The organism is Luteimonas sp. AC640a (assembly GCF_979256585.1).
Map to the genome: position 1 here is coordinate 1 of NZ_CEEDOV010000001.1, position 12,364 is coordinate 12,364.

A 12,364-nucleotide genomic window follows, 5' to 3' on the forward strand; every position below is an offset into this window, starting at 1 on the left:
AAACTCGCTACGCTCAGACATGGGCTGCTCTTCGACCCCGCCGCCCTGCGATGCTCGGCTCGCTTTACGGCTCGATTGAAATCAAAAGCTGAAAGCGAAAGCAAAGCCGCAGCTGAAGCGAACGCGAGAATCAACGTCCATGGACTTCCGCCTACGCGGGAGTGACGACATCAGAACGACAGGGGAAAGCGATGGCGCACAGCCGCTAAGCGCAAATCAATCAGCCGCCAAGGCTGTCCTGATCTTCCTGCAGCTCCGGCTTCCACGGCACATCCGGCGGCGGGCGACCGTCGGTCTCCACGTCCTGCATGTTCGGATCGGTGATGCCGCAGGCGCCGCCGAACATCAGCAGTGCCACGTTGCACTGCACGGTCTTGCTGGTGCCGGGAATCGGGATCAGCACGGTCTTGACGCTGCGGCGCACCCATTCCTGCAACAGGGTTTCGCTGGGCGTCCAGAAACGGTCGAAGCTCGTCGGCTCGTAGTCGGTCGGCGGGCGCTTGAGCCAGGTGCCTTCGCGATCGATGCGGGCGAAATCCTCGGTGACGGTGCCGGGTGGCAGGCCGCCCCCCACACGTCCGTCACCGGCCAGACGCGGGCGACCGTCGGCGCCGAGCAGGCCGGATGGACTGCCGGGCTGGCCGCCTTGGCGCGCGGTGGCGGCGGCGCCCCAGTCGTCGGCAGCGCGTGTCGACGGGGCTGCGCCCGGCGGCATGCCCGCGCGCGTACCGGCGCCCGCTGTCGGATTCGGCGCAGGTGCGCGCGTCCCCGGCGGCGCAGGCGTCGATGGGCGTGGCGATGGTGTAGCGGCAACAGGCGCGGTGGGCGCTGGCGACGCGGGTGCCGGTGTGGGCGCAGTCGCTTCGCGCATGGGCACCGCGCGTTCGCGTGCGACGACGTCCGCGACCTGTCGGGTCGGCACGTCGGGCGTGTCGACCACGACCGAGGGCGCCTCGCGCGTCGGCAGGCGCAAGGTCTCGGTCGGCTGCGGCACGCTGCGATCGCGGACTTGGACCTCGACCTCGCGCTGTTGCACGGTGATTTCGGCCAGCGGCGCGGGCGTACGCAATGCGGGGATCTCGACGGCCTGCAGCTGCGCCTCGGGCACCTGGCGATCGCGCACGACGACCTCGGGCGCAGCGCCCGGACGCGGCGGCGGCAGGGTGAAGTCGATATCCGGCACGGGTGTCTGCGTGACCTGCAGCACCTGCTCGGTCGGCTCGACGGGCTCGATCGCAACCACGGCGTCCTGCGCGGTCGACGTGTCCTGCGGCGCGGTCGGCGCCGGCTGCGCGTCCGAAGGTGCGGGCGTCGCCGTCGGCGCGGGCGGCACTTGCACAACCGTGACCGGAACCGGCTCGCCTGGCTCGCCGGCGCCCGCATCCTCGGGCGTGCCGTCACCGATGAAGACGGCCTGCACCACGTGCTCTTCGCCCTGCGCGGCCGGCGCCGGCGCCGCGAAATGGGCTTGGGTCAGCAGCAACAGACCGCTGACCCAGAGCAGCTGCGCCAGCAGCGCGAGCGCCATCGACACGCGCTTCGGCCCGCGATGCTCGCGGGGCTCGGGCTCCCAGCGCGGATGCAGCAGGCTGCTCCAGGCGGCCAGCGCGTTCTTCGGTACGTGACCCTTGCGCCGCGGCGGTGCGGGCCGCGCGACGAGCACTGCGACGATCGCGCCGGCGGTCGCGCCGGTCACCGCGCCGACGCGCGCACGCATCGTATCGAACCAGCGGGTCCAGCCTTCGGGGAATCCTTCGGGCGCGTCTTCCGGCCGGATCGAACGGCGCCGGCGGCGGCGCAGCACGTCGATCAGATCGGCAGCAGTGAACATCCGGGGACGGCCGCCGGGTGCGGAGGCGTCAGGCCGCGTCGCGCGGCATGTACGGCGCGTCGCCGGTGTCGTGATCGGTCGCGTCGCGGACCGCGGTCACACCCGGTGCTTTTTCCATCAGCGTCTTCTCGATGCCCTGCTTCAGGGTGACATCGACCAGGCCGCAGCCGTGACAGCCGCCGCCGAAGCGCAGCACGACCACGCCTTCGGCCGTCACTTCCTGCACGCTGACATGGCCGCGGTGCTGGGCGAGCTGCGGATTGACCTCCTGCTCGACGACCCAGCGCACGCGCTCCACCAGGGATGCAGCTTCAGGCGGTGCCTCACCCTTGATCTTCGGTGCGCGGATCTGCAGCTGGCCGCCGGTGGCACGACTTTCGTAGTCGATCTCGGCGCCATCGAGGTACGGCACGCTCGGCGCGTCGAGCCACAGCGTGAAGCCCTCGCAATCGATCGCCCACTCGTCGCCCTGCAGGTCGTCGCTGCCGGCGAACTCCAGGCGCACATCGGCGCGCGGGGTACCGGCATGCACGGCCGACAGGCGCACACCCAAGCCCGGCAGCGTCTCGCGCTCGATCAGCTTGCGGAAATGCGTCTGCGCGTTTTCGGAGATGTTGATCATGCCGCGTATTCTAGCGGGCCAGCGCCCGCGCACACGCCGGTCGCCGTCTGCCGCATGAACGGCCCCAGACAGGAGATTTCACGATGTCAGACCTCGTTTCCCTCAGCCAGGCCCACTGCGTTCCACGCCGCGGCGACGACCACCGCCTGCCCGAAGCGCGCGTGCGCGAACTGCTGCCGCAGGTGGCCGACTGGACCCTCGCCGAAGACGGCCAGGCGCTGACCCGCACGTTCCGCTTCGACGACTACCACCGCACGATGGCATTCGTGAACGCGCTGGCGTTCATCGCCCACCGTGAAGACCATCATCCCGATCTCGGCGTGCACTACGACCGCGTCAACGTCCGCTACTCGACCCACGACGTCGGCGGCCTCAGCGAGAACGACTTCATCTGCGCAGCCAAGGCCGACCAGCTGGTCGCGTGAGAGAACACCCGATCCGGGCGCGCTGCAGTCGCGACGCGTGGTGCTTTCGAACGCGCGGACTGCCCGGCTCAGCGCAACCGGTCGAGCGCCTCGCGCAGATCGTCGGCCAGCGGGGCGTTGAGGACGTAGGCCTCGCCGTCGTCGAGGGTGAACTCCAGCGATGCGGCGTGCAGGAACAGCCGTCGCAGGCCGATCTGCTCGCGCATCCGCTTGTTGACCTCGACATCGCCGTACTTGTCGTCGCCGGCGACCGGGTGGCCGATGTGCTGGGCGTGGACACGGATCTGGTGGGTGCGGCCGGTTTCGATCCGGACTTCGCAGTACGACTGCCCGCCGCGCCGCTCCAGCACGCCGAAATGGCTCAGCGAGACCTTGCCCTGCGGATTGACCTGGACGTGGCGCTCACCGCCCTGACGCAGGCCGACGTGCAGCGGCGCATCGACGCTCATCGTGCCGTCGGGCATGCGTCCGGCTAGCAGCGTGAGGTAGCGCTTGCGGATGCCGGCGCCGTGGTCTTCGCGCAGCAGCGCCTGCAGTTGGGTCAGCGCCGAGCGCTTCTTGGACAGCACCATCAGACCCGAGGTGTCGCGGTCGAGACGGTGCACCAGCTCGAGCGGCTGGTTCGGCCGCAGCGCGCGCAGGGTCTCGATGACGCCAAAGCTGATACCGCTGCCGCCGTGACTGGCGATGCCGCTGGGCTTGCTGATCGCCAGCAGCCGTGCGTCCTCGAACACGATGCTGGCGTCCATTGCCGCCAGCAGGCCTTTCGAGGGCGTGCCGGCTTCGCCCGGAACCTCCAGTCGGACCGGTGGCACACGCACCTCGTCGCCGGCCTCGAGCTTGCGCTCGGCCTTGGCGCGGCCGCCATTCACACGGACCTGCCCGCTGCGCACGATCTTGTAGATGATCGACCTCGGCGCGCCCTTGAGCAGGCCGAGCAGGAAATTATCGAGGCGTTGGCCGTCGCGATCGTCCGGAACCCGGACCAATCGCACGCCACCGCCGCCGGCGGAGCCGGAACCGTTGTCAGTCATCGTCGCCTGTTTATCTGGTACACTCGGGCCGCGATCTAAGGTGCTGATTTCTTTGAAAGAACACGGGCCAAAAGCCTGCCTTTCAAAGGCTTCCGGACAGTGCGCGGCCACCGCCCCAGGGGCGGCCATGTTAGCGGCTGTCAGGCAGTACCGGCCATCGCCCGATGCCTGGCATCGGCGCTGAACACGTCCCGCGTGACGTTCGCGACCGCCCAACACCGGTCGCAAGCGGTCCGCGGCCTGCACTACCCAGACAAATCAAGAGCGCTCCCGCGGCCCGCCGTGGTGTCGTAGCGCTGGACAATCCGGTTCGTCGCTGCGCGTGCGCGGCGGCTTCAGGCTTCATCCAGGCGAAACGCCCCGGCGTTCCGCGCGTGAGAGCGCGCAAGGAAACGCAACCATGAAGCGCATGCTGATCAACGCGACGCAGGCAGAAGAACTGCGCGTCGCCATCGTTGATGGCCAGTCCCTGTACGACATCGACATCGAACAGCCGTCCAGGGAACAGAAGAAGTCCAACATCTACAAGGGCCGGATCACCAGGATCGAACCCTCCCTCGAGGCGGCGTTCGTCGAGTATGGCGCCGCCCGCCACGGCTTCCTGCCGCTGAAGGAAGTCTCCCGCGACTACTTCCAGGCCGGTGCCGACCCGAACAAGGGCGTCATCAAGGAACTCCTGCGCGAAGGCCAGGAAGTCGTGGTCCAGGTCGACAAGGAAGAGCGCGGCAACAAGGGCGCCGCCCTGACCACGTTCATCTCGCTGGCCGGCCGCTACATGGTGCTGATGCCCAATTCGCCGACCGCCGGTGGCGTGTCGCGCCGGATCGAAGGCGAAGACCGCGCCGAGCTGAAGAAGGCGATGGACGCGCTCGACATCCCCGACGAGATGGGCGTGATCATCCGCACCGCCGGTGTCGGCCGTGACGCCGAAGAGCTGCAATGGGATCTCGACTACCTGCTGAGCATCTGGCGCGCGATCGCCGAGGCCGCGCTGAGCAAGCCCTCGCCGTTCCTGATCTACCAGGAATCGCGTCTGATCACCCGTGCGCTGCGCGACTACATGCGCGCCGATATCGCCGAGATCCTCGTCGATACGCCGGAGATGTACGCCGAGGCGAAGGAATTCGTCGAGCAGGTGATGCCGCACAACCTGCGCAAGCTCAAGCACTACACCGACGATGTGCCGCTGTTCAACCGCTACCAGATCGAGTCGCAGATCGAGAGCGCCTACGAGCGCACCGTGCGTCTGCCGTCCGGTGGCGCGCTGGTCATCGACCAGACGGAAGCCCTGACTGCGATCGACGTGAACTCCGCCCGCGCCACCAAGGGCGGCGACATCGAAGAGACCGCGTTCAACACCAACCTGGAAGCAGCCGAGGAAGTGGCCCGCCAGCTGCGCCTGCGCGATCTCGGCGGCCTGGTGGTGATCGACTTCATCGACATGTCGTCGAACAAGCACCAGCGCGACGTCGAGAACAAGCTGCAGAACGCGCTCAAGTACGACCGCGCCCGCGTGCAGCAGAACAAGATCTCGAAGTTCGGCCTGCTGGAGATGAGCCGGCAGCGCCTGCGCGCGTCGCTGGGCGAGTCGAGCCAGATCGTCTGCCCGCGCTGCGAAGGCCATGGCCGCATGCGCAGCATCGAATCGCTGTCGCTGTCGATCATCCGCGTCGCCGAAGAGCACGCGATGAAGGACAACACCGGACAGGTGCTGGTGCAGGCCCCGGTCGAGATCGCGAACTACCTGCTCAACGAGAAGCGCAGCGCGCTCGAGGAAATCGAGAAGCGCCACGCCGCGCCGATCATCATCGTCGCCGACGAGCAGCTGCACACGCCGCACTACGAAGTCTCGCGCATCCGCGAGAACGAACTCGGTGAGGAAACCGCGCGTCCGAGCTACCAGCGCGGCACGCCGCGTCGCGTCGCGACGATCGCGCTGAGCAAGAACAACCTCAACGTGCCGCCGCCGGCCGTCACCAATGTGCGTCCGACGCAGCCTGCGCCGGTTCGCGAGCCGAAGCCGGAAGCCGTCGCGCCCGCACCGGCGCCCGTGCCGCAGCCAGCGCCTGCGCCTGCCGCACCGGTCGCCACCGGTGGCGTCATGGGCTGGCTGAAGACACTGTTCGCCCCCCCTGCCCCGGCCAAGCCGGCCGCACCCGCGCAAAGCGAACGTGCACCGCGCGCCGACAGTGGCGCACGTGGCGAGAACCGCGGTGATCGCAACGACCGGGGTCGCAACGGGGGTCAGCGACGTGACCGTCGCGGTGGTCGTCAAGGCCAGGGCGCATCGAACCAGGCACCTGTCGCGAACGAAGCGAGGTCTGCAGCGCCGACGCAGCCGGCCCGCGACGACACGCAGCGTGAAGCGCGTCGCGAACCTGCAGCTGTCGCCGATAGCGGCGCCCGCAAGGAGCGTCAGCAGGAACGTCGCCAGCGTCAGAAGCAACGTGGCCCGCGACAGAAGACCGAAGGTGACGTCACCGAGGCCCAGGCAGCGATCGCTGTCGTCGCGCCGGCTGCTGCGGCGTCGATCGACGCGCCCCGCGCTGCCCAGCTCGACACCGAGCAGACGGCGCCGGCTGCCGGAATCGACAGTGCGCCGGCTGCAGTGGCCGCGCACGCTACCCCGCGACGCGAGACAGCGCCGGTGAGCACCGATGCGGATGGCGATACGGACGACATCAACGACACCAGCGCGTCCGATGCCGATGGCAACGGCGAGGCCGGTGATGAAGACGGCAGCAACGGCCGTCGCCGTCGCGGTCGTCGCGGTGGCCGTCGTCGTCGTCGCGGCAAGGCTGGTGACGGCGCGGCCGGTGACGAGACGTCGCTGGACAGCGATGACGCAGGCGACGACGACACCGCCGTGGCCACCGGTCATGGCCAGCCCGAGTTCGATTTCGACGACCTGCCCGCACCTGCGGTGCGGCCGACCAGCGAACCGCGTCCAGCTGTCGAGCAGGACACGCGTCCAGCGTTTGCGGCGGCCGCTGTCGAGGCGACTGCAGTGGCGGCGGCGAGCGAGCCCGCGTCGCCGGCCGTTGAGTCGCCGGCGGTCGAAGCGTCTGCGCCCGCGCAGCCGGTCGACACCCGGACCGCGGCGCCTGTACCTGTCGAGGCCGAGGAGCCGCGCACCCCGCCCGAAGACGTGTCGCCGACCCTCGCAGCGCACGTGCCGCAGCCGGTGATCGACACGCCGGTCGCTGCAGCCGTGACGCCGATGCAGGATGCGGCGCCTGCCGATACCGCGGCGGCCGATGCCGCGAACGCCGCCCAGCCCGCGGAACCGGTCACGGCCGATCCGTCGCTCGACGCGTTGCCCGAAGCCGCGCCGAGCCCCCTCGCCGGGGCACCGGTCGCGGCCGCGCCTGCGATGGACGCGGACAGCGCTCCGGCACAGGTCGACGAGGCGCCGGCTGGGCCGCGCGCGCCGGTGACCCAGGGTCTGTTCGACGCGCCTGCAGCGGCTTCCGCACAGGTCGACCAGGCGCCGTCGTACGCGTCTGAAGCGACGGGCATCGCACCGGGCGAATCAGCGCTTCAGGACGATCCCGTGGCTGCGCCGCCGGCTGATCCAGGCCTCGGTGACGTGACGCTGGTCGAGACCGAGATTGTCGACGAGGACGAGGAGCCGGAGTCGGACTACCGCAACGACCCGCGCCTGCGTTCGCGTCCGAACGACGCCTGAGCCAGTCCGCGTCGCTGACAACGAAAAACCCCGGCCCAGGCCGGGGTTTTTTCTTGGGTGATCGCCCCGCCACGGCGGACGAGCGCCCACGCGATGCAGGCGACGCCGCAACGTCACCCGCTGCGCTAGATCGCAAGCTCCACCGGCGCGACGCGGTACTGGCTCGCGAGGCGTGCGAGCGCGATCGAATCCTGGATCTGCAGTTTCTCGAACAGACGCGACTTGTGCGTGTTGACGGTCTTGGCACTGAGACTCAATCGCCGCGCGATGTCTTCCTGCCGCAGCCCCTGCAGCAACAGCATCGCGACTTCCATCTCCCGCGGTGACAGCGCGTCGAACGGCGTTTCGTTGCCGCCGATCCCCGACAGCGCGAGATTCTGCGCGATGTTGCTGGCGAGATACCGTCGTCCGCGTGCCACGTCACGCACCGCGCGCACGAGCTCCGCGGCATCGCCGCCCTTGCCCACATAGCCCGACGCACCGGCTTCGATCATCCGGCGCGGCATCGGCCCGTCCTCGAGAATCGAGACCACGATCACCCTTGTTTCCGGCTGCCCGCGCACGACACGCTCGGTGACCTCGAGCCCGCTGACACCCGGCAGATGCAGATCGCACAGCACGATGTCCGGCTTGAGTCTGCGGATCAACGGCAGTGCTTCCTCGCCGCTTTCTGCCTCGCCGACCACTTCGATATCCGACTCGTTGGCAAGAATCATGCGCATGCCGGTGCGAACGAGCGCATGGTCGTCGACCATGAAGACGCGAATCGTCATCCCTGTTTCTCCATTCCCCTGCACCCCGGCGTCCGAGGCTACGCTGCGCAGGAGACGAATCGCAAGTCGGGAAATGCTGACTGCGTCGTCAGCCCGCGGCGCGCGCCGGCGTCATCGCCAGACGGATGTCGTCGACCATCGCATCGACAGGCTGGTCGTACTGGAATGCGAGGCGCAAACGTCCGTCGGGACCGATGAGGTAGTTCACCATCGTGTGGTCCATCGCGTATGACGAGCTCGTCGGCACTTGGCGATAGGTCACGCGGAACGACTGCGCGGCGAGCCGTGTCTGCATGTCGTCGCCGCGCAGCGCGACGATGTCGCCGCCGAATGCGCCGACGTACTGCGCGAGAATCTCGCCGGTATCGCGCTTCGGATCGACCGTGACGAACGCGATCTGCAGCCGCTCGCCATCCGCACCGAGTGCACGACGGATCTGCGAGGCCTTCAGCAGGCTGGTCGGACACACTTCCGGACAATGCGTGTAACCGAACGACAGCAACACGTAGCGTCCGCGGAAATCACCCAGGCCACGCGGTCGTCCCTGCGTGTCTTCGAGATCGAGACTGCGGCCGTAGGACACGCCGCGCAGGTCGGTGGCCGTGTACGGACCAGGCGGCGGCGTACTGCAGGCTGCGAGCAGGCACAGGGCTACGGCGATGGTGGCGAGGCGGGAGGACACGGTCGGACAGTCGGTCGAAGTCACAGAGCGGGATGCACAGCCGCCAAGTCTAGCGACGCATCGCTGAAGGTCCGCCGCGACCGATCGTCGCAGCGCGCGCCCTCAAAGCGTCTGGAGACGTTCGATCGCCGCGTCCAGTGTCGCGTCGTTCTTCGCGAAACACAGCCGCGCCAAGCGCTGACCAGCCGGAGGCGCCGCATAGAACGGCGACAGTGGAATCGCGGCCACACCCTTCTCGATCGTCAGCCAACGACAGAATTCGGCGTCGTCGAGATCGCTGACCGCCGAATAGTCGACCAGCTGGAAATAGCCGCCGGGCACCGGCAGGCACTGCAGCCGCGTGGTGGCGAGCTGCGCGGCGAAGGCGTCGCGCTTGGCCTGGTAGAACGCGCCCAGCTGCTCGTAGTGTTCCGGTTCTTCGCGCAGCATCTCGGCGAACGCATGCTGCGCCGGCGCGAACGTGCAGAACACGTTGTACTGGTGCACCTTGCGGAACTCTGCGCTCAGCGGCGGCGGCGCGATGCAGTAGCCGAGCTTCCAGCCGGTGCAGTGGTAGGTCTTGCCGAAACTCGACACGATGAAGCTGCGCTCGCGCAGTTCAGGCCAGCGCAGCGCCGACTCCTGGCGCGCGCCGTCGAACACGATGTGCTCGTAGACCTCGTCCGACAGTAGATAGATGCCGGTGTCGCGGAGCAACTCGGCGATCGCCTGCATGTCGGACGCGCCGAACATCGCGCCGGACGGGTTGTGCGGGCTGTTGACGATCAGCAGGCGCGTCTTCGGCGTGACCGCGTCGCGCACGCGCTGCCAGTCGGGCGCGAATGTCGCCGGATCCAGTGGCACGTGCACGGCCACCGCGCCGGCCAGCTCGATCGCCGGCTCGTAGCTGTCGTACGCGGGGTCTAGGACGATGACCTCCTCGCCCGCCCGCACCACGGCGTGGATGGCGTTGAACAAGGCCTCGGTGGCGCCGCTGGTGACGGTGATCTCCGCGTCGGCGTCGGGCAGATGCCCGTACACGCGTTCGGTCTTCTCCGCGATCGCCTGTCGCAACGCCGGGATCCCCGTCATCGGCGCATACTGGTTGTGGCCGGCGCGCATCGCCGCGGCGAGTGCGTCGACCAGGCGTTGCGGCACGTCGAAATCGGGGAAGCCCTGTCCGAGGTTGACGGCGCCGTGTTCGGCCGCCAGTTGCGACATCACGGTGAAGATCGTGGTGCCGACCTTCGGAAGCTTGGTCCGGATCATCGCCTGCGTGCCGTTGAGGATCTGAGGGGCCACGAGTGTACGGACGCGGAGCAAGGGGATAAACCGCCGCCATGAACAACCAGCATCCCATCGACGACACCCGTCTGGTCGCGTTGCTGCACGCCTATCTCGCTGCCCGCTACCGCTGGCAGCACCGCGACGACTGGCATGACATCGTCATCGGCCTGCCCACGCCGGGCCTCGATCTGCGCTATCCCGACGCCGAGGGCTACGGCCTGCTCTCGGCGTGGAATCCGATGTCCGACGCACGTGCGCCCACCGAGAACCGGCGCTCGGACAAGGCACTGGAAGCCGAACTCACCGCGCTCGGCCTGCCGCACATGCCGGCCTTCGCCAGCGCCACCGACCGCAGCTGGCGCGAGCCGAGCTGGATCGTCTTCGGCATGGAGGCCGCACCCTTCGACGCGCTGGCAAGCCGCTACGGCCAGCTCGGCACGCTGTGGTGGCCGCGCGAGGCACCGGTGCGCCTGCGCATGAATGCCCGGCGACCCGCCGGGCTGGAAGGCGACCAGCACGTCGACTGGCTGCGCTGACGCAAACCGCGTCGCTGCGGATAGGATGGCCGCGCGACCAGAGGGGTCGCGTCGAGGGCCTAGCGCCGCCGCATGTCCGAGTCCGCTTCCGTCCCACCGCTGCTCGCCGCCCGCGGCCTGTGCTTCCTGCGCGACGAGCGGCCGGTGTTCGGACCGCTCGATTTCGACGTCGCCGCCGGTGAGGCCCTGCTTGTGCAGGGCGGCAACGGTGCCGGCAAGACCACGCTGCTGCGCGTGCTGGCCGGGTTGCTGGAGGCCGAAGGTGGCACGGTCGAGGTCGGCGGCGCCCCGGTCGCCCGCGCAATGCGTGCCGGCACGATGGCGTATCTGGGGCATCTGCCCGGACTGAAGGCCGATCTCGACGCGGTCGAGAATCTGGATTTCCTCGCCCGTCTGCAGGGGCATCGCGCCAGCCAGACCGCCGAACGTGCGCTCGCGCTGGTCGGACTGGCCGCGCATGCGCACCTGCTGGTGCGGCAGATGTCGGCCGGGCAGAAGAAGCGGCTCTCGCTGGCGCGGCTGTGGATGTCGCCGGCGCCGCTGTGGCTGCTCGACGAGCCCTACGCCAACCTCGACCTGCAGGGCATCGAACTCGTGAACCGCATGGTCCGCGCCCAGCTCGGGGACGGCGGCGCGGCGCTGGTGACCACGCACGGCGCCTACGCCGCGCCGCCGGTGCGCACCCGCGAACTGGTCCTGGACGCCGCCGCATGAGCGCCACGCCGACCCTGCCCGGCAGCGCATCCGCGCTGATCACCCGCGACCTGCGCCTGCTGTGGCGGCGGCGCGGCGATGCGCTGCAGCCGGCGCTGTTCGCGTTGCTGGTGGTGGTGCTGTTCGCATTGGCACTGGGTAATGAACCCGCAACGTTGCGGACGGTGGCACCGGGCGTGTTGTGGGTCGCGGCGGTGCTCGCCGGCCTGCTCGCACTCGACACACTTTTCCGCGGCGACGCAGAGGACGGCTCGCTCGAACAATGGATGCTCAGCCCGGTGCCGCTGGCCTGGCTGGTACTGGTGCGTACCGCGGTGCACTGGGCGACGACGACGCTGCCGCTGCTGGTCGCCACCCCGCTGCTGGCCGAACTGCTGGGCCTGCCGCGCGCGCAGTTGCCGGTGCTGCTGGCCGGTCTCGCGCTGGGCACGCCGCTGTTGAGCCTGCTCGGCGCCGTGGTCGCCGCGCTGACCATCGGCATGCGCCGTTCCGGTATCCTGCTGGCACTGCTTGCCCTGCCCCTGTACGTTCCGGTGCTGGTGTTCGGTGCCGGCAGCGTCGCGATCGCGGCGCAGGGGCATGATCCATCCGGCGGGCTGTTGCTGCTCGCCGCGGGCCTTGCCGCCGCGCTCGTGCTGGCACCCGTCGCCGCGGCGACCGCCATCCGCATCGCACTCAATTGACCGGCCCCGCGACGGGTCTGGAGGGTCCCGTCGCCGACGTGCAATCCGTCCCGCAACGCCGCGCCACGCCCGCGACCGCATGTCCGTCATGCGCGCTCCGAGACCGCAAG

Annotated in this window: 11 protein-coding genes; 5 read left to right on the forward strand and 6 right to left on the reverse strand. The window is 69.1% G+C overall.

Annotated elements, in window-relative coordinates; translation table 11 throughout:
- Nucleotides 1-220 precede the first annotated feature (220 nt).
- Complete coding sequence (locus tag ACZ9YD_RS00005; RefSeq protein ID WP_465073088.1) at nt 221-1,831, reverse strand: hypothetical protein; 1,611 nt, start codon at nt 1,829-1,831, stop codon at nt 221-223.
- 28 nt (nt 1,832-1,859) lie between these two features.
- Nucleotides 1,860-2,453, reverse strand: a complete 594-nt coding sequence (locus ACZ9YD_RS00010; protein WP_465073089.1) for an NfuA family Fe-S biogenesis protein — start codon at nt 2,451-2,453, stop codon at nt 1,860-1,862.
- Nucleotides 2,454-2,536: 83 nt separating this feature from the next.
- On the opposite strand from ACZ9YD_RS00010, the gene ACZ9YD_RS00015 reads away from it, so the two are divergent.
- Entirely contained in the window at nt 2,537-2,878 is a 342-nt protein-coding gene (locus tag ACZ9YD_RS00015; protein ID WP_465073090.1) for a 4a-hydroxytetrahydrobiopterin dehydratase, read from the forward strand.
- Nucleotides 2,879-2,946: 68 nt separating this feature from the next.
- Here ACZ9YD_RS00015 and ACZ9YD_RS00020 read toward each other — a convergent pair whose 3' ends face one another.
- The gene (locus ACZ9YD_RS00020) at nt 2,947-3,912 is read right to left on the reverse strand and encodes an RluA family pseudouridine synthase (RefSeq protein WP_465073091.1); all 966 of its coding nucleotides are present in this window, start codon (nt 3,910-3,912) and stop codon (nt 2,947-2,949) included.
- 409 nt (nt 3,913-4,321) lie between these two features.
- Between ACZ9YD_RS00020 and ACZ9YD_RS00025 the strand changes: the two genes are divergently transcribed.
- A complete protein-coding gene (locus ACZ9YD_RS00025) occupies nt 4,322-7,600 on the forward strand; it encodes an Rne/Rng family ribonuclease (RefSeq protein ID WP_465073223.1) in 3,279 nt (1,092 codons plus the stop codon).
- A gap of 125 nt (nt 7,601-7,725) precedes the next feature.
- Here the strand turns inward: ACZ9YD_RS00025 and ACZ9YD_RS00030 are convergent, their stop codons facing one another.
- The 3 genes from ACZ9YD_RS00030 to ACZ9YD_RS00040 form a co-directional block, all read right to left on the reverse strand.
- Nucleotides 7,726-8,373 (reverse strand): response regulator, encoded by a 648-nt coding sequence (locus tag ACZ9YD_RS00030; RefSeq protein WP_465073092.1) that lies wholly within the window; start codon nt 8,371-8,373, stop codon nt 7,726-7,728.
- Between the two features lie 88 nt (nt 8,374-8,461).
- Nucleotides 8,462-9,055, reverse strand: a complete 594-nt coding sequence (locus ACZ9YD_RS00035; RefSeq protein WP_465073093.1) for an SCO family protein — start codon at nt 9,053-9,055, stop codon at nt 8,462-8,464.
- A gap of 102 nt (nt 9,056-9,157) precedes the next feature.
- Nucleotides 9,158-10,303, reverse strand: coding sequence for a pyridoxal phosphate-dependent aminotransferase (locus ACZ9YD_RS00040; protein WP_465073224.1), 1,146 nt, complete (start codon nt 10,301-10,303; stop codon nt 9,158-9,160).
- A 71-nt stretch (nt 10,304-10,374) separates the two neighbouring features.
- Here ACZ9YD_RS00040 and ACZ9YD_RS00045 point away from each other — a divergent pair, with 71 nt between their 5' ends.
- The 3 genes from ACZ9YD_RS00045 (at nt 10,375) to ccmB (ending at nt 12,254) form a co-directional block, all read left to right on the forward strand.
- Nucleotides 10,375-10,857: a DUF3293 domain-containing protein gene (locus ACZ9YD_RS00045; RefSeq protein WP_465073094.1), complete on the forward strand. Its 483-nt coding sequence runs from the start codon at nt 10,375-10,377 to the stop codon at nt 10,855-10,857.
- 72 nt (nt 10,858-10,929) lie between these two features.
- Nucleotides 10,930-11,571, forward strand: a complete 642-nt coding sequence (gene ccmA, locus ACZ9YD_RS00050; protein ID WP_465073095.1) for a heme ABC exporter ATP-binding protein CcmA — start codon at nt 10,930-10,932, stop codon at nt 11,569-11,571.
- On the forward strand, nt 11,568-12,254 hold the full coding sequence (gene ccmB, locus ACZ9YD_RS00055; RefSeq protein WP_465073096.1) for a heme exporter protein CcmB: 687 nt from the start codon (nt 11,568-11,570) through the stop codon (nt 12,252-12,254). Before ccmA ends, ccmB begins: the two co-directional genes overlap by 4 nt.
- The last annotated feature ends 110 nt before the right edge of the window (nt 12,255-12,364 follow it).

Excerpts from the sequence above, each read along its gene's own strand:
- ACZ9YD_RS00005 (WP_465073088.1), bottom strand. The coding sequence starts at position 1,831 with ATGTTCACTGCTGCCGATCTGATCGACGTGCTGCGCCGCCGCCGGCGC.
- ACZ9YD_RS00010 (WP_465073089.1), bottom strand. The coding sequence starts at position 2,453 with ATGATCAACATCTCCGAAAACGCGCAGACGCATTTCCGCAAGCTGATC.
- ACZ9YD_RS00015 (WP_465073090.1), top strand. The coding sequence starts at position 2,537 with ATGTCAGACCTCGTTTCCCTCAGCCAGGCCCACTGCGTTCCACGCCGC.
- ACZ9YD_RS00020 (WP_465073091.1), bottom strand. The coding sequence starts at position 3,912 with ATGACTGACAACGGTTCCGGCTCCGCCGGCGGCGGTGGCGTGCGATTG.
- ACZ9YD_RS00025 (WP_465073223.1), top strand. The coding sequence starts at position 4,322 with ATGCTGATCAACGCGACGCAGGCAGAAGAACTGCGCGTCGCCATCGTT.
- ACZ9YD_RS00030 (WP_465073092.1), bottom strand. The coding sequence starts at position 8,373 with ATGACGATTCGCGTCTTCATGGTCGACGACCATGCGCTCGTTCGCACC.
- ACZ9YD_RS00040 (WP_465073224.1), bottom strand. The coding sequence starts at position 10,303 with ATGATCCGGACCAAGCTTCCGAAGGTCGGCACCACGATCTTCACCGTG.
- ACZ9YD_RS00045 (WP_465073094.1), top strand. The coding sequence starts at position 10,375 with ATGAACAACCAGCATCCCATCGACGACACCCGTCTGGTCGCGTTGCTG.
- ccmA (WP_465073095.1), top strand. The coding sequence starts at position 10,930 with ATGTCCGAGTCCGCTTCCGTCCCACCGCTGCTCGCCGCCCGCGGCCTG.
- ccmB (WP_465073096.1), top strand. The coding sequence starts at position 11,568 with ATGAGCGCCACGCCGACCCTGCCCGGCAGCGCATCCGCGCTGATCACC.